The sequence below is a fragment of the Streptomyces johnsoniae genome (genome assembly GCF_031845565.1).
Classification (GTDB): Bacteria; Actinomycetota; Actinomycetes; order Streptomycetales; family Streptomycetaceae; genus Streptomyces; species Streptomyces johnsoniae.
The window spans coordinates 1-20358 of the sequence record NZ_JAVREV010000033.1; the positions used below are offsets into that span (position 1 = coordinate 1).

Sequence of the window (20358 nt, forward strand, 5' to 3'; positions counted from 1 at the left end):
GGGAGGCGTTGGCGGGGGTGGAGCCGAGGTCGTCGCGGGTGCCGTTTTATTCGACGGTGGTGGGTGGTGTGTGGGATACGGCTGGTCTGGACGCGGATTATTGGGTGCGGAATCTGCGGGAGACGGTCGAGTTCCAGAAGGCCACCGAGGCGCTGCTCGGCGCCGAATACTCGGTGTTCATCGAGTGCAGCGGCCACCCCGTGCTGGCCGTGGGCACCGGCGAGAGCGCCGAGGCCGTGGGCGCCCGGGCCGCGACCATCGGATCGCTGCGGCGCGGTGAGGGAGGCGCGGGCCGGTACCTCACCTCCCTGGCCGAGGCCTACGTGGCCGGCCTGCCGGTGGACTGGTCCGGCCTCTTCCCGGTGAAGCCCGCCAAGGTCGACCTGCCGACGTACCCCTTTCAGCGACAGCGATACTGGCTGGAGGGAGTCGCCCCCGAGGACACCGAGGCCGTCGGGGCCACCGATGTCGTGGAAGCCACGTTCTGGGAGGCCGTCGAACGCGGAGACATCCAGGAGTTGGCCGCTTCGCTGGAGTGCGACGACGACAAGCTCCGTGACCTGCTGCCGGCGCTCGCCGCATGGCGCCGCCGCAGCCGCGAGCGCTCGGCGCTGGACACGTGGCGCTATGACCTTTCCTGGCAGTCCCTGCCGGAGAGCACCACCGGCCGCCTGGAGGGCAGCTGGCTGCTCGCGTTCCCCGTCGGCCTCGCCGACGCCCCATGGACCCAGGCCTGCGCCCGGGCTCTGCGCGAACGCGGCGCCGAGGTCCTGCTTCTGCCCATGGCCCCGGACGCCGATCGGGCGGAGCTGACCCGACTCGTCGAGGACTTGCTCGCCGGGCCCGGAGACCTCAGCGGTGTGCTGTCCCTGCACGCCTTCGACGAGGAAGCGGCCGTTGCCGCCCCGGCGCTGACCAACGGCGCGCTCACCGGCCTCGCGCTGGTCCAGGCCCTCGGCGATCTGACGCCCTTGACTCCCCTGTGGACCGTCACGCGCGGCGCCGTCGCCGTCTCGGCCACCGAGCGGCTCAGCAGTCCCGCGCAGGCCTACGCCTGGGGATTCGGCCGCGTCGCCGCCCTGGAGTACTCGCAGCGGGCGAGCGGTTTGATCGACCTGCCCGAGGTGGCGGACGAACGTTCCGTGACCCGGCTGGGCGCCGTTCTGGCCGGGGCCGGTGGGGAGAACCAGTTGGCCCTGAGGCCGGCTGGTCTGTTCGCCGCCCGTTTGGTACGGACCCCCTCCGCGGACGGCGCCTCCTCCCGGGGCTGGCTCCCGTCACGCGGCACCGTGCTGATCACGGGCGGCACCGGAGCCATCGGCGCCCATGTGGCCCGCTGGCTGGCTCGCGGCGGTGCCGAGCACCTCCTGCTCACCAGCAGGCGGGGTGCGGAGGCGCCGGGAGCCGCCGAGCTGAAGGCCGAACTCACAGCGCTCGGTGCCCAGGTGACGATCAGCGCCTGCGATGCCGCAGACCGTGCGGCGCTGGCGGACACGCTAGAGGCCATCCCGGCCGAACAGCCGCTGACCGCCGTCTTCCACACCGCGGGAGTGCTGGACGACACGATCATCGACGCGCTGACGCCCGAGAGCATGAACCGGGTGGCGGCCGGCAAGGCCCTGGCCGCGCGGCACCTGCACGAGCTGACCGCGCACCTGGACCTGTCCGCCTTCGTGCTGTTCTCCTCCTTCGCCAGCGTCTTCCCCAGCATCGGGCAGGGCAACTATGCCTCCGCCAACAACTACCTGGACGCGCTGGTCCTGCACCGGCGTGGCCTGGGCCTCGCCGGTACGTCCGTGATGTGGGGCTCCTGGGGCGGCGGCGGCCTCGCCGGCGGCGAGACCGGGAAGCGGCTCGCCCAGGAGGGCGCCCTGCCGATGGACCCGGAACTGGCCGTCGCCGGACTGGCTCGCGCACTGGCCGACGACGACGGGGTGCTCGCCGTCGTGGACATCGACTGGTCGAAGCTGGCCATGGTCGGCGAGACGGAGTGGAGCCACTCGCTCCTCGGCGGTATTCCCGAGGCCCGGCGGGTCATCGCAGCCGCGAAGAAGACGGAATCCGGGAGCGCCTCGGTCGCCTCGGACCTGCTGCTGCGGCTTGAAGCGATGTCGGAGGCGGACCAGGAGCGCGAGCTGGTCGAGCTGGTCCGGGCCCAGGCCGCCGCTGCCCTCGGCCACGCGGATGGCGGGGCCGTGTCCGGCACGCGCCCGTTCAAGGACCTCGGTGTCGACTCACTGATTGCCGTCAACCTCAGGAACCGCGTCAACGTGGCCACCGGCCTGAAACTGCCGGCCACGCTGGTCTTCGACCATCCGACGCCGGTCGCACTGGCCCGGTTCCTGCGAGAACAGTTGATCGGGCGGGTTTCCGCGCCGGTGCCCGCCGCCTCCGCCGCCCCCGCTGCCGTGGCCGCCGACGAGCCGATCGCCATCGTGGGCATGGCCTGCCGCTTCCCGGGCGGTGTCTCCTCCCCGGAGGACTTGTGGCGTCTGGTCAGCGACGGAGTCGACGCGATAGGTGAGTTCCCCACCGACCGTGGCTGGGACGTGGAGGGCCTCTACGACCCGGACCCGCAGGCGCGCGGCAAGACCTATGTCCGCGAGGGCGGTTTCCTGTACGACGCGGCGGAGTTCGACGCGGCATTCTTCGGGATCTCGCCGCGCGAGGCGCTGGCGATGGACCCCCAGCAGCGGCTGCTGCTGGAGACATCCTGGGAGGCCGTCGAGCGCGCCGGCATCGATCCTGCCTCTCTCCAGGGCAGCCAGGTGGGCGTGTTCGCGGGCGCCGGCCACCGGAACTATGTCAACGGCCTGGTCAACCTGCCGGACGGCCTTGAGGGTTTCACCATGACCGGCAACGCGGCCAGCGTGCTGTCCGGCCGGATCGCCTATGTCCTCGGCCTCGAAGGCCCGGCGGCCACTGTGGACACCGCCTGCTCCTCATCCCTGGTCGCCCTGCACTACGCCGCGCAGGCACTGCGGCTGGGCGAGTGCACCATGGCGCTCGTCGGCGGCGCCGCGGTGATGCCCGACGCCGATGTCTTTGTCGAGTTCAGCCGCCAGGGCGGTCTGGCCCCCGACGGCCGCTGCAAGGCGTTCGCCGACGCGGCCGACGGGACCTCGTGGTCCGAGGGCGTCGGCGTGATTCTGGTGGAGCGGCTCTCGGACGCGCGCCGTAACGGGCACACCGTACTGGCCGTCGTGCGCGGCTCGGCCATCAACCAGGACGGTGCCAGCAACGGGCTGACGGCCCCCAACGGCCCCTCCCAACAGCGGGTGATCCGCCAGGCTCTGGACAACGCCGGCCTCTCGGCCGCCGATGTCGACGTGGTGGAGGCGCACGGCACGGGCACCATGCTGGGCGACCCGATCGAGGCGCAGGCGCTCATGGCCACGTACGGTCAAGACAGGGGTGCCGGGGAACCGCTGTGGATCGGCTCGATCAAGTCGAACATCGGCCACCCCCAGGCCGCCGCCGGTATCGCCGGTGTGATCAAGATGGCCATGGCCCTGCGGCACGGCGTGCTGCCCGCGACACTGCACGTGGACAGCCCGTCCTCCCACATCGACTGGTCGGACGGTGCCGTCGAGGTGCTGAGCGAGACCAGGCCGTGGCCCGAGACCGGCAGGCCGCGCCGTTCCGGCGTCTCGGCTTTCGGAGTGAGCGGCACCAACGCCCACGTGGTGCTGGAGCAGGCCCCCACGCCCGAGCCGGCCCCGGAGCCGGCAGGCGCCGCGGACCCGGAAAGCGCCGGCACGCTGCCCTGGGTGTTCTCCGGGCGCGGCCAGGCGGCGGTGGGGGCGGCGGCCGAGCGGCTGCTCGCCTTCCTCGACGAGCGCGGTGGCTCGGGCGCGTCGGGTCGGCCCGCAAACGTGGACGTCGGCTGGTCGCTGGCGGCGACCCGGTCCGCGTTCGCCTACCGTTCCGTGGTCCTGGGCGACGGGCGCAAGGAACTCGTGTCGGCGGCAGCAGCACTGGCCACGGGCGCCGAGGTGCCAGGCGTCGTCAGCGGCACCGTGCGCGGCGAGGATGGCCGGGTCGGTCTGCTGTTCGCCGGCCAGGGCGCACAGCGTCTGGGAATGGGCCGCGAACTGCGCGCTGTGCACCCCGTATTCGCCCAGGCCTGGGACGAGGTCTGTGAGGCCCTCGACAAGCTCTTGCCTCAGCCGCTGAACGACGTGGTCTTCGGTACCGACGAGGCGGAGCTGGAGCGCACCGAGTGGGCTCAGCCTGCGCTGTTCGCCTTCGAGGTGGCGCTCTACCGCCTGGTCACCTCTTGGGGAGTTCGGCCACGGGTCCTGGTGGGGCATTCCGTGGGCGAGATAGCGGCCGCGCACGTGACCGGGGTCCTCTCGCTCGACGACGCATGTGCGCTTGTCGCGGCACGCGGCCGACTGATGCAACAACTCCCCGCGGGCGGGGCCATGGTGGCCATCGCCGCACCGGAGGCCGAGGTACTCGGCGCGCTGGCCGGGCGCTCGGCGTCCATCGGCATCGCCGCGGTGAACGGACCGGCCGCCGTGGTGGTCTCCGGCGCCGAAGCCGAGGTCACCGCCGTGGCCGAGGAGTTCGCCGGGCGCGGGACCAAGACCCGTCGGCTGCGGGTGAGCCACGCGTTCCACTCGCCGCTGATGGAGCCGATGCTGGACGAGTTCAAGGCCGTGGCCGCGCGGCTCACCTACGGCAGTCCCGACCTTCCGGTCATCTCCACGCTGACGGGCCTGCGGGCGGGCGAGGGCGACCTGACCACCCCCGAGTACTGGGTGCGGCACGTCCGGGAGGGCGTGCGGTTCGCCGACGCGATCGAGGTGCTGCGCGGTGACGGCGTCGGCCACCTGTTGGAGATCGGTCCGGACGGCACCCTGAGCGGCATGGCCGCGCAGTGCGTGCCCGACTCCGACGCGGTGGTGGTCGCCGCGCTCGGCCGCAAGGACCGCCCGGAGGCGGTGTCGGTACTCACAGGACTGGCCCGAGTGTGGGTCGCCGGCGCGGATGTGGACTGGAAGGCCGTGTGTGCCGGCGGGCGCCGGGTGGACCTGCCGACGTATCCCTTCCAGCGGGAGCGTTACTGGCTGCGCTCGTCCTCGGTGGCGGGCTCCGGGGCGAACGGGCACCGGCTGCTCGGCGCCGGCGTGCCGATGGCGGACGGCCGGGGCGTGGTGCTGACCGGGCGGCTGTCCCGGTCGGTCGAGACCTGGGTGGCCGACCACCGGATCGGTGGTGCGGTGCTGCTGCCGGGCACGGCCTTCGTCGACCTCGTCGTCCAGGCGGGGGACGAGGTCGGTTGCGGCCGGGTCGAGGAACTCACTCTGCAGGCCCCGCTGATCGTTCCCGAGCGCGGTGCGGTGCAGCTCCAGGTCATCGTGGACGCGCCGGAGGAGTCGGGCGCGCGGAACTTCGCCGTCTACAGCCGGTCCGAGGACACCGTCGACCACGGCGGTGGCGAAACCTGGGCGCAGCACGCGGTCGGCACACTGACGGACGCAGCCCCGGCCGAGGTCGGCGACCTGGCCGTCTGGCCGCCCAGCGGTGCCGAGGAGGTGGACCTGACGGACTTCTACGTCACGCTCACCGAGGCCGGTTCCGCGTACGGCCCGGTCTTCCAGGGGCTGCGCGCCGCCTGGCGCCGCGGCGGCGAGGTCTTCGCGGAAGTGGCCCTGCCCGGTTCGACGGACACCTCGGGCTTCGGCCTGCATCCCGCGCTGCTCGACGCCGCGCTGCACCCCGTCGCGCTGCTGGGCGACCGTGACTCCGGTGACGGCGTGCCGCTGCTGCCCTTCTCCTTCCAGGATGTCGAACTCGCCGCCACCGGTGCCTCGGTGCTCCGGGTGCGGATGGCGTCCGCCGGCGGCGACACCATCTCGGTGACGGCCGCCGACGGCGCCGGCCGGCCGGTGGCCTCCATCGGCGCGCTGGCGCTGCGGCCCATGTCGGCGGAAAGCCTGCGGGAGCGGTCCGCCGCGTCGGAGGCGCTGTTCCGCGTCGATTGGGTGCCCGTCCAGGCACCCGACGGCGTGGCGACGCGTGCCGTGGTCGCGCGGGACGCCGACGAACTGGCCGGCCTCGCCGAGGGGGCTGTTCCCGAACTGGTGGTCGTCCCCGTCCGGTTGGACGCCGAGGTGGGTGACGCCGCCAACGAGGCGCTCGACCTGGCCCAGCGGTGGCTGGCCGAGACCGCGTTCGGCGATGCCCGACTGGCGTTGGTGACCCGGGACGGCGTGCTGTCCCACGCCGCCGTGTGGGGACTCGTCCGCGCCGCGCAGTCGGAGAATCCCGGCAGGTTCGTGTTGGTGGAAAGCGACCAGGACATTCCCGACCTGCCTCTGATTACCTCGGCCGTCGCCACCGGCGAGCCGCAGTTGCGGCTGCGGGGCGGCGAAGTGACCGTGCCGCGCCTGGTCCCGCTCTCGTCGGCCGAAACCCTGCTGCCGCCGGCCACGGCGGACTGGCACCTGGCCGTGCGGGGAACGTCCGGCACGCTGGACGACCTGGCCCTCGTGCCGCGTGCCGACGCCGAGGAGCCACTGGGCCCCGACGAGGTGCGGGTCGCGGTGCGTGCCGCCGGTGTCAACTTCCGCGATGTGCTGCTGTCCATCGGGATGGCCGCTGGCGACCTTGCGCCCGTCCTCGGCGGCGAGGCGGCCGGCGTCGTCATCGAGACCGGCTCCGCCGTGGACGGCCTCGCGCCCGGTGACCGCGTGTTCGGCGTGCTGACCGAGTGCTTCGGCCCGATCGCCCGCGGCGACCACGGTGCCGTGGTCCGGATGCCCGACGACTGGACATTCGAGCGGGCGGCTGGTGTCCCGGTGGTCTTCCTGACCGCCTGGATGGGCCTTGCCGACCTGGCGGGCGTCGGGCCGGGCGATACGGTGCTGGTGCACGCGGGCGCCGGCGGTGTGGGGATGGCGGCCATCCAGGTCGCCCGGCACCTGGGAGCGGAGGTGTTCGCCACGGCCAGCCCCGGCAAGTGGCACGTACTGCGCGAACTCGGGCTGGACGACGCCCACATCGCCTCCTCCCGGACCCTGGACTTCCGGGACGCCTTCCTCGCCACCACCGGAGGCCGAGGCGTGGACGTGGTACTGAACTCTTTGGCCGGCGAATTCCTGGACGCCTCGCTCGACCTGATGCCGCGCGGCGGCCGGTTCATGGAAATGGGCAAGTCCGACATCCGGGACCCGGAAACCGTCGCGGCCTCCCATCCGGGAGTCCGCTACCGCGCCTTCGATCTGGGAGACGTGAGCCATGCCCGGCTGGGCGGCTGGCTGCGCGAGATCGTCGAACAACTGGAGCGCGGCGTGTTCCGGACCCTCCCGGTGCGCACCTGGGACGTGCGCCGGAGCAGGGAGGCGTTCCGCTTCATCAGCCAGGCGCGGCACGTCGGCAAGGTGGTCCTGAGCGTTCCGCTCGACATGGACCCCGAGGGCACCGTGCTGATCACCGGGGGCACCGGCACCCTGGGTGGCCTGGTGGCCCGTCACCTGGTCGAACGCCACGGCGCCCGGCACATCCTGTTGGTCGGTCGGCGCGGCAACGCCGCCGAGGGCGTGGCGGAACTCGTCGGCGACCTGAAGGCGCTCGGCGCCGAGGCCGATGTGGTGGCCTGTGACGTGGCCAACCGCGAGGCGGTGGCGTCGCTGTTGGCCACGCTGCCCGGCGGGCGTCCGCTGACCGCCGTGATCCATGCCGCTGGCGTGGTGGACGACGGCGTGATCGGCTCGCTCTCGCGGGAGCAGGTCGACCGCGTGATCCGCTCCAAGGTGGACGCGGCACTGCACCTCGATGAGCTGACGGCCGGCATGGAGCTGTCGGCCTTTGTCCTCTTCTCCTCCATCGCAGGGGTGCTGGGCGGCGCGGGACAGGCCAACTACGCCGCGGCGAACGCGACACTGGACGCCCTGGCCGAACGCCGATACCGGCGCGGCCTGCCCGCCGTCTCGATGGCCTGGGGCCTGTGGGAGCAGGCCAGCGGGATGACCACGAAGCTCGGCGAGAGCGACCGGCAACGGGCGCTGCGCGGCGGCGTGCGGGCGATGCCGTCCGCCGAGGCGCTCGCGCTGTTCGACGCGGCGCGTGAGGTGGGCGAAGCGCGGGTCGTGCCCGCCCGGCTCGACCTCAAGGCCATCCGCTCCCGGGCGGCCTCCGAGGAGATCCCCGGAATGCTGCGCGCTCTGGTGCGGGCCCCGGCCCGCCGGACGGCGGGTGAGGGAAGCTCCGCCCCGGAGTCCGACCGGCTGCTGCGGGCGCTGGCCGGCGTCTCCGCCGCCGAGCGGCAGCAGATGCTCGTGGACCTCGTCAGGGAGCAGGCATCGTTGGTCCTCGGCCACGCCGGGCTCGAACAGATCCGCGCGGACCGGCCGTTCCGCGAGGTCGGCCTCGACTCGCTGACCGGCGTGGAACTGCGCAATCGGCTCAGCGCCGCGACGCGCGTCCGGCTGGCGGCGACCACGGTCTTCGACTACCCGACGCCGGAGGAGCTGGCCGAACACCTGCTGGAGGAGATCGCGCCGGAAGGCGGCGACACCGCGGACAAGCGTGATCCGTTCGAGGAGGAGTTCCGCAGGGCTCTGGCGGACATCCCCATGGACACCTTCCGCGAGTCCGGAGTGATGGGCATCCTGCGCCGCCTGACCGGCCTCGGTGAGGACGCCGAGGCGGACGGCGAAACGAAGGAACAGGCGGCACAGTCCCTGGAGACCATGGACGTGGCCGACCTGGTGAGCAGGGCGTTGGGCAAGAACGCGCCCTGACCCGACCCGGCCCGGCGCCGCCGGACGGCGCCGGGCCGTGGCCGATTGTCAGTACCGCCCATGGGCGCGGAGATCCGCGCCCGGCGGCGGAACACGGAAGCTCCGGGTGATGCCCCGGTGCGCCCCGATCAGGTCTGGGGTGCTGCCAGGGGTGATCCCAGGGGGGACTGGTGGTGTGCCCGCGGAGAATCGAAGGCGTCCGCGCCTGTGCGGCACGCCCCGGCGCGACACGACGTGAGCGGAGATCACCGGCATGAGCACTTCCACCGAAGAGGTCATCGCGGCGCTTCGGGCGTCGATGGTGGAGAACGAGCAGCTGCGGCGGCAGAACGACGAACTGGTCGCCGCGACGCGGGAACCAGTCGCCGTCGTGGCGATGGGCTGTCGCTTCCCGGGCGGCGCCGACTCCCCCGAGGCACTGTGGGAGTTCCTGATGAACGAGGGGGACGCGGTGTCGGGCATTCCCGACAACCGCGGCTGGAACCCGGAGACCCTCCAGGGCACCGAGGGAGCCTTCCTCCCGGACGCCGACGAGTTCGACGCCGCCTTCTTCGGCATCTCGCCGAGGGAGGCTCTCACCATGGACCCGCAGCAGCGCCTGCTGCTCCAGGTGTCCTGGGAGACCGTGGAGCGCGCCGGCGTCGTGCCCGCCACTCTGAGGAACTCGCTCACGGGCGTCTACTTCGGCGCCACCGGCCCCACCTACGGACAGAACCTCGGCGACGCGTCCAAGGGGTACGAGGGCCAGCTCATCACGGGCAGCGCCGCGTACGCGATCGCCGGCCGCGTCAGCTACACCCTCGGCCTCCAGGGCCCGGCCGTCACCCTGGACACCGCGTGTTCCTCCTCGCTGGTTGCCATCCACCAGGCCCTCCAGGCCCTGCGCGCCGGGGAGTGCGACCTCGCGCTGGCCGGCGGTGCCACGGTGCTGGCATCGCCCGAGCTCTTCGTCGGAGCCGACTCCCACGACGTGCTGGCCTTCGGCGGCCGTTGCCGTTCCTTCGACGCGGACGCGGACGGCACCGCCTTCTCCGAGGGCATCGGGGTGCTGCTGCTGGAGCGCCTCACCGACGCGCGGCGCAACGGCCATCCCGTGCTGGCACTTCTCGCGGGTTCCGCCATCAACCACGACGGCCCGAGCAACGGCCTGACCGCACCCAACGGCCGCGCCCAGCGCAAGGTCATCCAGCAGGCCCTGCGGAACGCCAACCTGACGGCCGACCAGATCGACGCCGTCGAGGCGCACGGCACCGGCACCAAGCTGGGCGACCCGATCGAGGCACACGCGCTGCTGGACGTGTACGGCAAGCAGCGCCCCGAGGACCGGCCCCTGTGGCTGGGGTCCATCAAGTCCAACCTCGGCCACGCGCTGGCGGCCGCCGGAGTCGCGGGTGTCGTCAAGATGGTCATGGCCGTGCGCAACGGCGTGCTCCCCAAAACCCTCCACGTGGACCGGCCCTCGCCGCGCATCGACTGGTCGAGGGGCGGCGTCGAACTGCTGCGGGAACACCGGCCTTGGCAGGACACCGGGCAGCCGCGCCGTGCTGGTGTCTCCGCCTTCGGTATCAGCGGTACCAACGCCCATGTCATCGTCGAGCAGGCCGACTTCCAGGCGTCGGCCGCCGGGCGGGCCGCCCCCGAGCGCGTGGACGCCGGCGGCCCGGCACCGTGGTTGCTCTCCGCAAGGTCGCCCGGCGCGCTGCGCGACCAGGCCCGCTGGCTGCGCGCCCACGTGGAGCGGAACCCCGACGTGTCCCCCCGTGACATCGCCTGCTCCCTGGCCGGCACCAGGACTGCCTTCATCGAGCAGCGCGCCGTCGTGGTGGGCGACGAGACCGCGTCCTTCGTCCCGGGCCTGGAGCTTCTGGCGAGCGGAAAGGTGACGGACCGTACTCCCGGAGTGGTCACCGGACCGGCGGACGCGGGTGGGAAGGTGGTTTTCCTCTTTCCCGGTCACGGCTCGCAGTGGGTCGGCATGGCCGCCGAGCTTCTCGACACCGCGCCTGTGTTCGCCCAGCGCTTCCGTGAGGTGGCCTCCGCCCTTGAGGTCTACGTGGACTGGTCGGTGGAGGATGTGCTGCGCGGCGCCGAGGGCGCGCCGGACCTGGTCCGGCCGGATGTGGTTTCCCCCGTCCTGTTCGCGGTCATGGTGTCGCTGGCCGCGTTGTGGCGCTCCCACGGGGTGAAGCCGGACGTCGTGGTCGGGCACTCCCAGGGCGAGATCGCCGCCGCCTGCGTCACCGGTGCGCTCTCCATCGAGGACGGGGCGCGGCTGATGGCCCAGCGCATCCGGATATTCGTCGACGAACTGCTCGGCAAAGGGCTGTTGGCCACCGTGGCGCTGCCGCGCGCGGAGCTGGACGAGCTGGTCGCCCCCTATGGCGACGCCCTGGTGATTTCCGGCGTCAACGGGCCGCGGGCGTCCACCGTGGCAGGCGAGCCGGAGCCCGTGAAGGAGCTAGTCGCCACGCTGAAGGAACGGGGGGTGCGGGCCACTGTGCTGTCGCCTTCGCTGGCCTCGCACAGTCCTCAGGTGGAGCCGCTGCGGGAGCGTCTCGTCGACGTGCTTTCTTTCGTCCGTCCGCGTTCCGGTTCCGTTCCCATGCACTCCACGGTGACCGGCGAGGTGCTCGCGGGCCCGGAACTGGACTCCGCCTACTGGTACGAGAACTGCCGCAGGCCGGTGGAGTTCGAGCCGGTGGTGCGTTCCCTCCTTTCGGCCGGCTACCGGACGTTCATCGAGATCAGCCCACATCCCGTGCTCCAGGCCCCGGTTTCGGACACTGCCGAGGAGGCCGACGTCGACTTGGCCTACGTCGGCACCCTGCGGCGCGGCCACGGGGGCCTCGACCGTTTCCAGCTCTCTCTCGGACAGGCGTGGACGCGCGGCGTCGCCGTGGACTGGACCGACGTCATCGCCGCCGGCACCCGGGTGGACCTGCCCACCTACCCGTTCCAGCGACGCCCCTACTGGCTGGGTGCCTCCACCGACGCTGTCGTCTCCGGCCCCGCGGGGATACGCGACGACCAGGCCGAGGCCCGGTTCTGGGAGGCCGTCGAGCACACGGACCTGAGCGCGCTCGCCGACGCGCTGGAGCTCGACGACGAGGAGCGGCAGGCGCCGTTGCCCAGCGTGCTGCCCAAGCTGGCCGCCTGGCGTCAGCGCAGCAGGGACGCGGCCGTGATCGACTCCTGGCGCTACCGCGTCACCTGGCAGCCGGTCGGCGGGGTTCCGCCCGAGCCCCTCTCCGGTACCTGGCTGCTGATGGTCCCGGAAGCGGGCGCCTCCCCGGAGCTGGTGGACGGCTGCGCGCTCGCCCTGACGGAGCACGGTGCCCGGCCGCTGCGGCTCGTGGTCGGCGCCGAGCGCACCGGCCGGGCCGGGCTCGCCGCGGTACTCGGCGAAGCCCTGGAGGCGCACTCGGAGGATCGCATCACCGGCGTGCTGTCGCTGCTCGGAATGGACGAACGGCCGCACCCGGACGGCGGGGCCGTTTCGGTGGGCGTGGCCGCGTCAGCCGCCCTGCCCGAGGTGCTAAACGACTCCGGCCTGGCCGCGCGCTTGTGGTACGCCACCCGGGGCGCCGTCTCGGTGACCGGCTCCGACCCCGCCCCCTCGACGTGGCAGGCGCTGGTCTGGGAGACGGGCCGGAGCGAGGGGCCCGCCCTCGCCAGGCGCTGGGGAGGGATGATCGACCTTCCGGTCGCGCTGGACGAGCGGGCGCGTGGCCGGGTGGCCGGCGTGCTGTCCGGCTCGGCGGGTGAGAACCAGGCGGCTGTGCGCGCCTCCGGCCTCTTCGGCCGCAGGCTGCGGCGCGCTCCGCTCGGCGACGCGCCCGCGGCGCAGGAATGGCTCCCGGACGGCACGGTCCTGGTCACCGACGGCACGGGACCGCTCGGCGCCCAGGTGGCCAGGCGGCTGGCCCGCGCGGGAACGCCACACCTGCTGCTGACCACTCCGCACGGCGCCGCGGTCACTGACAGCACCGCGTTCGAGGCGGAGTTGCTGGAGTCGGGGGCCGGGCGGATCACCGTCGTGCCCTGCGACCTCGGGGACCGCGACCAGGTCGCGGCCGTTCTCGATCGCGCGCCGGAGGACCAGCCGCTGACGGCCGTCCTGCACGTCGCCGGGGCTCTGCCCGAAGGCGACGCCGCCGGAGGGGAGTCGGCCGGACTGCGGGAGCGCCTGGAGGGTGCCACGCACCTGCACACGCTCACCCGGCACCGGAACCTCACCGCGTTCGTGCTCTTCTCCTCCTGCGCATCGGAGTTCGGCCCGGCACGGGGCGGCGACCACCTGCCGGGCGGCGCCTTTCTCGATGCGCTGGCCGAGCGGCGCCGCGGGGAGGGCCTGCCGGCGACCTCGGTGGCCTTCGGCCGTTGGGCCGACGCCGAGGGAAGGAGCGGAGCCGCGGCCGGGACGCGGGCCTTGGACGAGATGGACCGGGAGCTGGGCATCGACGCCCTGTGGCGGGAGTTCGGTCGTGACGAGACGACGCCGGTGATCAGTGCCGTCGACTGGGACCATGTCGCCGCCGGCGTGGAGAGCGGCGCGCCGAACCCGTTCTTCTCCGCCATCGAGGAGGTGCGCGGCGCGCTGGAGATTCGCGCCAGGCGTTCCGCCGACACGGTGGGCGGGGCGAGTGCGGAAGGTTCCCTGCGGGACCAACTGGCCGTGCTCCCCGACCGCGAGCGGGCCGAATCCGTCACCACCCTGGTGCGTGCCCAGATGGCGGAGTTGCTCGGCCATGGCGGGCCGGAGGACGTCGGGATCAACCAGCCGATCACCTCTATGGGCTTCGACTCCCTCACCGCGACCAGCCTCAGGAAGCGGCTGAGCACCCTCACCGGCCTGCGCCTGCCCGGCGGGCTCGCCGTGGACCACCCGACGCCGGCCGCCATCGGCCGCTACCTGGCCGGTCTGCTCGGTGAGGGAGGGGAGGCCGAACAGCCGCGGGGCGGCGAGGGCCTCACCGCGCTTTTCCTGCGTGCCTGTGCCGAGGGGAAGCTCGCGGAGATCCACGATCTGACCGTCGGCATGGCGTCGTTCCGGCCCTCCTTCGTCAGTTCGGCGGAGCTGTCGAGTGAGCCGCGCCTGGTGCCCCTCAGCGAGGGTGCGGCGGAGCCGATGCTGCTGTGCTTCCCTTCCTACGCCTGGCAGCAGAGCCCCTATTACTACGGGCCCTTCGGCGCCGGTTTCGGGAACGGCAGGCGGGTACAGGTACTCGGTCTGCCGGGCTTTTCCGACGGGGAGCCGCTGCCGGCTTCCGTGGACGCGCTGGCCGACGCGCTGGCCGAGGCGGCGGTGCGGGCGGCGGCGGGGCGGCCGTTCGCGCTGGCCGGACATTCCGCAGGAGGGCTGATCGCCGGCGTCGTGGCCGCACGCTTGGAGAGCGCGGGAACCGGGCCCCGGGCGCTGGTGCTGCTCGACACGCCCACCTGGGACGCCGATTCCGCGCGCTCCCGCGCATGGTTCGACGCGGTCAACGAGTCGCTGATGCGCAAGTCCGGTGAGGCCGCGGGTGCCGTCGGTGAGGAGGTGGCCGCGGATCTCGCCGCCGGCTTGGGCGACGACGAGGCGTGGATCACGGCCAGGGCCCGCTACAGCACCCTGGACTACTCGGTGAAGCGGATCGAGGCGCCGACCCTGCTCGCACGGGCCAGTCAGCCGCTGCCCGGGCTCCCGGCCGACGCCGACTGGCGGATGAGCTGGCATCTGGACCACACGCTGGTGGACGTTCCCGGGGACCACTTCTCGATGCTGGAGGCCGAGCACGCCGGTCGGGGCGCCCTGGCGGTGGACGCCTGGCTGCGCGGCCTCGCCTGAGCGGAGCGCAATGGGCGAAGGGCCTGCCGCCGGCTGCGGCAGGCCCTCCGCCCTGTGGGGGGTCGGTGATGGTCGGTTCGGTCCGGTGGCCGGTTACAGGGGCCTGATCCGGACGTCGCGGAACGAGACCACGTCCGAGGTGCCGTGGGTCTGCAACCCGATGTGGCCCGCCTCGTGCTGGCGCCCGTCGGTGCCCGGGTCGTCGGCGCGCGGCGGCGAGAACAGCTGTCCCGGCGCGTTGGTGAACTCGTTGATCAGCAGGCCGTTGCGGTAGACGGAGTAGTGCTGGTCGACCACGCGGATCTCGTAGTCGTTCCACGTGCCCTTCGGGGTGGTCAGCGCCTCGCCGCGGTTGACCAGGTCGAAGCCGTAGACCGAGCCGGTCTTGTACTGGTCACCGCCCGCGCCGTCGTAGATCTGCACCTCGTGGCCGTAGTTGATGGCCACCCACTCCGGCCGCGACTCCTCCGGGTGGCCGTGGACCCGCGGGAAGCCGACGAAGACCCCGCTGTTCGCCGAGCCCGTGCCGGGCGCGTCGTCGCGGAACTTCAGCCGCAGCACGAAGTCGTCGTAGGTCCGCTCGGGGAACCACAGCATCCCCATGCCGCCGACCTCGGTGCTGCTGGTGATCGAGCCGTCGTCGTTCAGCCCGAACGCGCCGCCGCCGACGTGGGCCCAGCGGTCGAGGGACTGCGCGGTGCCGGTGAAGATGTCCTCGTAGCCCGTCCGGTTGCCGGGGTCGCCGACGTCGGAACGGTCGGCCGCGGCCTTGATCTCGTCCGCGCCGCGCTGGTCGATGACGCCGTCGTCGATCAGCGCGGTGGTCACCTGGCGGACGTGGTTGAGGAAGGAGCCGTGGGAGGACCAGGCGGCCTCGTCCTCGATCCGCTCGTTGACGGTGCAGCCGTCGCGGTCGGTGCGGTTGGGCACGTTGGTCAGCTCGTCGCCGACGACCACCAGCGGGCGGTCGTCGGACTCCGGGCAGGCGGCCGGCTCCTCGCCACCGCCGTCGTCCTCGACGACGGTGAAGGAGGACGAGCCGGGCTCCGAGGAGTTCCCGGCGTTGTCGGTCGCCCGGTAGCTGACCGTGTGCTCGCCGACGCTGTGCACCATCACCGGCTCGGTGTAGGGCGCGAAGTCGCCGCCGTTGACGGCGTATTCGATGCCGGCCACGCCGGAGCTGTCGTCGGTGGCCGCCAGGGTGACGGTCGCCATGGTGAGGTAGTTGCCGTCGGCGTCCTGTTCGCCGTCGACGGTGGCCGATACTTCGGGCGGGGTGGTGTCCTCGCCGGAGGGCTCGACCACGTTCACGGTGGTCTCCTGGTCCTCCGAGACGTTCCCCGCCACGTCGCTCGCGCGGTAGGCGATGGTGTGCTCGCCGACCGTGTCGAGGACGACCGGCGCCTCGTAGGGCGCGAACTCGCCGCCGTCGAGGGCGTATTCGATGTTCTCGACGCCGGAGCCCTCGTCGGTGGCCGCCAGCGAGACGGTGGCGCTGCCGACGTAGTTGCCGTCGGCGTCCTGCTCGCCCTCGACGGTGGGCGTCACCTCGGGCGGGGTGGTGTCCTCGCCACCGCCGCCGTCCTCGGTGACGACCAGCTCGCCCTGCATCGCCCCGTGACCGGGGATCGCGCAGAAGAAGCGGTAGGTGCCCGGGGTCAGGGTCGCCGTGACCTCCCACCGCCCGCCGTTGGCGTCATTGGGGTTGGCCATGATGTTGACGTCGACGTCGTTGTTGTAGTCGGGGTTGGAGGTGTCGAACGTCAGGGTGTGCGGCATGCTGGTGGTGTTCCCGGTGGCCGCGCTGTTCTCGAAGATGATGGTCGTCTCGCCCGCGACCGCCGTGGTCGGCTGGGTCACGTAGCGATCGAGGTCGTTGCCGGCCGTCCAGACCAGTTCCTGGACCGCCGCCGGTTCGCTCCCGCCGCGGGGCGCGTCGGCCCGGGCGGACGGGAGGGTCACCAGCGTCAGCGCGCCCAGGCAAAGGGTCACCAGCAGGGCCAGGAGGCGCCGTGTCGTGGGCGCCCGGGAGAGGAGTCTCGGGCCTCGGGGACCGCCCCCGAGGACACTGCCGTGCGTCATACGTGTTTCCGTCCTTCTCGGAGCCTTGCTTCGCTAGCCGGCCAGGTCCTGGGGGAGCGGGGTCGCCTCGCCGCCCGTGTAGGTGACGCGCCACAGCGCGGATTCCCCGGTCACGGTGAAGAAGCCGCGGCCGTAGTCCAGGACGTACATCGAGCCGTCGGGCGCGAACTTCCAGTCCATGAGGTTGCGGATGCCGCCCTCACCGGTGGGGATGATCTCGTCCAGGCTCTCCGCGTGCACCGGAAGTCCCCCGCTGCCCGCGTTGGCCGGGTCCATGACCACCGCGTGCCGTGGCTGGTCGGCGTCGTAGTGGTCGCCGACGAACCACTTGCCGTCCCAGTACTCCGGCCACGCGACCTCGCTGTCCTGGGAGTCGTCGTACCGGTAGACGGGTCCGTTCATCGCGGCCTGGCCACCGCCCGTGAGCCACGGCAGCCGCAGGGTCTGCTCGTCGAGCTCGTAGCTCGGCACACCCTCGGCGTCGCGCGGGAAGTCGGGACCGCCGCCCTGCGGGGAATACCAGATGTTGTTGTCCGTGACCGGTGGGATGTCCACCAGGCCGTCGTTGTTCGGGGACTCGTTCTTCGGGGCGTCGCAGTCGTACCAGCCGAGCGGCTGCGTCGGGTCCGGCAGGTTGCGGTCCCGGTACGGCTGGCTGTTGCCCATGCAGTAGGGCCAGCCCCGGTTGCCCGCCTCGGTGATGACGGCGAACGTGTCGTACTTCGCCGGACCCCAGGTGGTGCTGGGCTCGGCGGCGTCGGGGCCCACCCAGCCGACCTGGAGCGAGTCGGTCTGCGGGTCGATGGAGATGCGCGACGGGTTGCGCACGCCCATGACGTAGATCTCGGCGCGGGTCTTGCCGCCGCCCTCCTCCTCACCGGTGAAGAGGTTGCCCTCCGGGATGGTGTAGGTCCCGTCGTCCTCCGGGTGAATCCGCAGGATCTTGCCGTTGAGGTTGTTGGTGTTGCCCGCGGTGCGGCGGGCGTCGGCGAACGAGACGCCCTCGAAGTTCGGCTCCGGGTTGTTGCCCGAGTAACCGTCGCTGAACTGCGAGGAGTTGGTGTCCCCGGTGGCGATGTACAGGTTGCCCGCGGAGTCGAAGTCCATCCCGCCGCCCGCGTGGCAGCAGCTGTGGATCTGCACCGGCCAGGACAGCAGCACCTGCTCCGAGGCGAGGTCGAGCGTGCCGGTCTCCTCGTCCAGGGTGAAGCGGGACACGCGGCGTTCGCCCATGTGCGTCTCGCGGTCGATCTCGGAGTGCGGCGTCCAGTGCAGGTACATCCAGTTGTTCTCGGCGAAGTCCGGGTCGAGGACGATGCCGACCAGGCCCTCCTCGATCTTCACCAGCTCGCCGCCGCCGCCCTTGTTGCCGAAGACGTCCAGGGTGGCGACGAGGGACACCTCCTCGGTCGCCGGGTCGTAGACGTGCACGGTGCCTTCGCCCAGCCCGATCTGCGGGTCGTTCCAGTCCGTGACCACGGGGGTGTCGGCCCAGTGCCCGCCGCGGCCGATGTAGAACACCCGGCCGTCGTCGGCGATGTCGAGGCCGTGCGGCTCGCCGATCTGGTCGAGTTCGCCCGGCTGGTTGGGCGCCGTGAGCCGTTCGGCCTCGTAGTTGTCGGTGATCGTGGCCTGGCAGTCGGCCCGCGCCAGGCGGCTGGTCCACAGCAGGGCGCCGCGCAGGTGCTTGCGGAAGTTGTTCTCCGTGAAGCTCTGCGCCGTGCCGCCCATGCCGGTGTAGAACGACCGCCCGCCGTCGTAGTCGCGGCACCAGGAGATCGGGTGGTCCCAGCCCTCCGCGCCCTCGCCGGGCTCGTAGGTGCTCTCCCGCACGCGGGCCACGGTGTGCACCTGGCCGGTGGGGTTGGTCTCCCAGTTGAACCAGACGTCCGACTTGGCCCACTCCAGCGGCAGTCCTGACGTCGCCGGGTTGGTGCGGTCCCCGACCTCCACGACGGCCCGCTGCGGGTCGGCCGGGCCGCCCGCCTCGGGCCTGGAGCCGATGAGGCCGGTGAACCACTCCGACTCCGGCTGGGCCAGAGCGGCGTCGTGGACGCCGACGAACCCGCCGCCCAGCCGCACGTAGTTCTGGAGTGCGGACTCCTGATTCGCGTTCAGTACCGCGCCGTCCGCGGACAGGAAGACGACGGCGTTGTAGTCCAGCAGCCCGGACGGGGTGAAGACCGCCGGGTCGCTGGTGGCGTCGACCGCGAAGTGCTCGTCGGCCGGCCCTTCGGCCCCCAGGGCCTCGATGGCCGAGATCCCGGCCTGCGTTCTGTCCTCCGGTGCGTCGGCGGCATGGAAGACGAGCACGAGCGGGTCCTGGGCCCCCGGCAACGTGCTCGCTTCCTCGTTCTGTGCGGCTGCCGGGGCGGTGCCCAGCAGCGCGATGGTCATGGTCGCAGCGAGCGCCAAAACCTGTGGCTTGCGGCCCATAGCTCGCCAGCCCCTCTCAGGTGACAGCAGCAACGCCCTAGGAAGCTAGACCTCTTTTGCTGAGTCGCCAATAACTATGACCAGGAAAATGGAAACTTTGTCCTGAGGGTGGGCAAACTCTTGTCGCGGCCATACCATGAGGCGCCATCAGGACCCCTGACCGCCGACTCAGGAAGGCGCAGCACATGCGGCGACCAGGCTTTTCCCGACGAGCATTCACCGGTGGCGCAGCCGCGGCGGCCATCGCTCCGGCCGGTCTGACGGCAGCCCTGCGATCGACCTCGGAGCCCGCCGCGGCGCCACGGGCCGAGGTCCGCCGGATCACCATGTACGCGGAGAATCTTCCGAACGGGCAGCTCGGCTACGGGCTCGCCCCCGGCGAGGCGCAGATACCCGGGCCGCTGCTGGAGATGTACGAGGGCGACACCCTCCAGATCGACCTCGTCAACAACGCGGATGTCGCCGTCAGCCTCCACGTGCACGGCGTCGACTACACGATCGACAGCGACGGCACGCGCATGACCAACAGCATCGTCGAGCCCGGCGAGTCCCGGCTGTACACCTGGAACAGCCACGCCCCCGGCACGCGCGAGGACGGCACGGCGATCGCCGGCAGCGCCGGCTACTGGAACTACCACGACCACGTCGTCGGAACCGACCACGGGACGGGCGGACTTCAGAAGGGCCTGTACGGGCCGCTGGTGGTCAGACGCCAGGACGACATCGTGCCGGACCACCAGTTCACCGTCGTCTTCAACGACATGACGACCAACAATAGGACGCAGGCGCCGAACTTCACCGCGAAGCTCGGCGAACGCTGCGAGTTCATCGTGATCACGCACGGCGAGCTGTACCACACCTTCCACGTGCACGGTCACCGGTGGGCCGACAACCGCACCGGCTACCTCGCCGGACCCGACGACACCAGCCAGGTCATCGACAACAAGATCTGCGGACCCGGCGACTCCTTCGGCTTCCAGGTCGTCGCGGGCGAGAACGTCGGCCCCGGGCACTGGATGTACCACTGCCATGTGCAGAGCCACTCCGACATGGGCATGGCCGGGCACTTCACCGTCACCCGGGCCGACGGCAGCGTGCCCGGCGGGGACCCGGGACACGGCGGGCACGGCGCGGACACCGCCGGCGCCCAGCGGCCAGCGGACCCGGCGGGCTCGGGACACGCACATCACTGACCTCCATCCCGCCGTGGGGGCCGCCCCCCCCCCGCCCCCCCCCCCCCCCCCCCCCCCCCCCACACCG

General features: G+C 72.2%; 5 protein-coding genes. 3 read left to right on the forward strand and 2 right to left on the reverse strand.

Translation table 11 applies throughout. The features are described from left to right. A partial coding sequence (locus tag RM779_RS32845) for an SDR family NAD(P)-dependent oxidoreductase (protein ID WP_394813450.1) occupies positions 1–8753 on the forward strand: 8753 nt, incomplete at its 5' end. A 253-nt stretch (positions 8754–9006) separates the two neighbouring features. Next, complete coding sequence (locus RM779_RS32850) at positions 9007–14580, forward strand: type I polyketide synthase (protein ID WP_311621459.1); 5574 nt, start codon at positions 9007–9009, stop codon at positions 14578–14580. A 93-nt stretch (positions 14581–14673) separates the two neighbouring features. Here RM779_RS32850 and RM779_RS32855 read toward each other — a convergent pair whose 3' ends face one another. Together RM779_RS32855 and RM779_RS32860 are read right to left on the reverse strand one after the other, a co-directional pair. Beyond that, on the reverse strand, positions 14674–16662 hold the full coding sequence (locus RM779_RS32855; protein ID WP_311621460.1) for an OmpL47-type beta-barrel domain-containing protein: 1989 nt from the start codon (positions 16660–16662) through the stop codon (positions 14674–14676). Positions 16663–16695: 33 nt separating this feature from the next. Beyond that, the gene (locus RM779_RS32860) at positions 16696–19059 is read right to left on the reverse strand and encodes a ThuA domain-containing protein (protein ID WP_311621461.1); all 2364 of its coding nucleotides are present in this window, start codon (positions 19057–19059) and stop codon (positions 16696–16698) included. A gap of 224 nt (positions 19060–19283) precedes the next feature. On the opposite strand from RM779_RS32860, the gene RM779_RS32865 reads away from it, so the two are divergent. Further along, positions 19284–20291: a multicopper oxidase domain-containing protein gene (locus RM779_RS32865; RefSeq protein WP_311621462.1), complete on the forward strand. Its 1008-nt coding sequence runs from the start codon at positions 19284–19286 to the stop codon at positions 20289–20291. Positions 20292–20358: the final 67 nt, after the last annotated feature.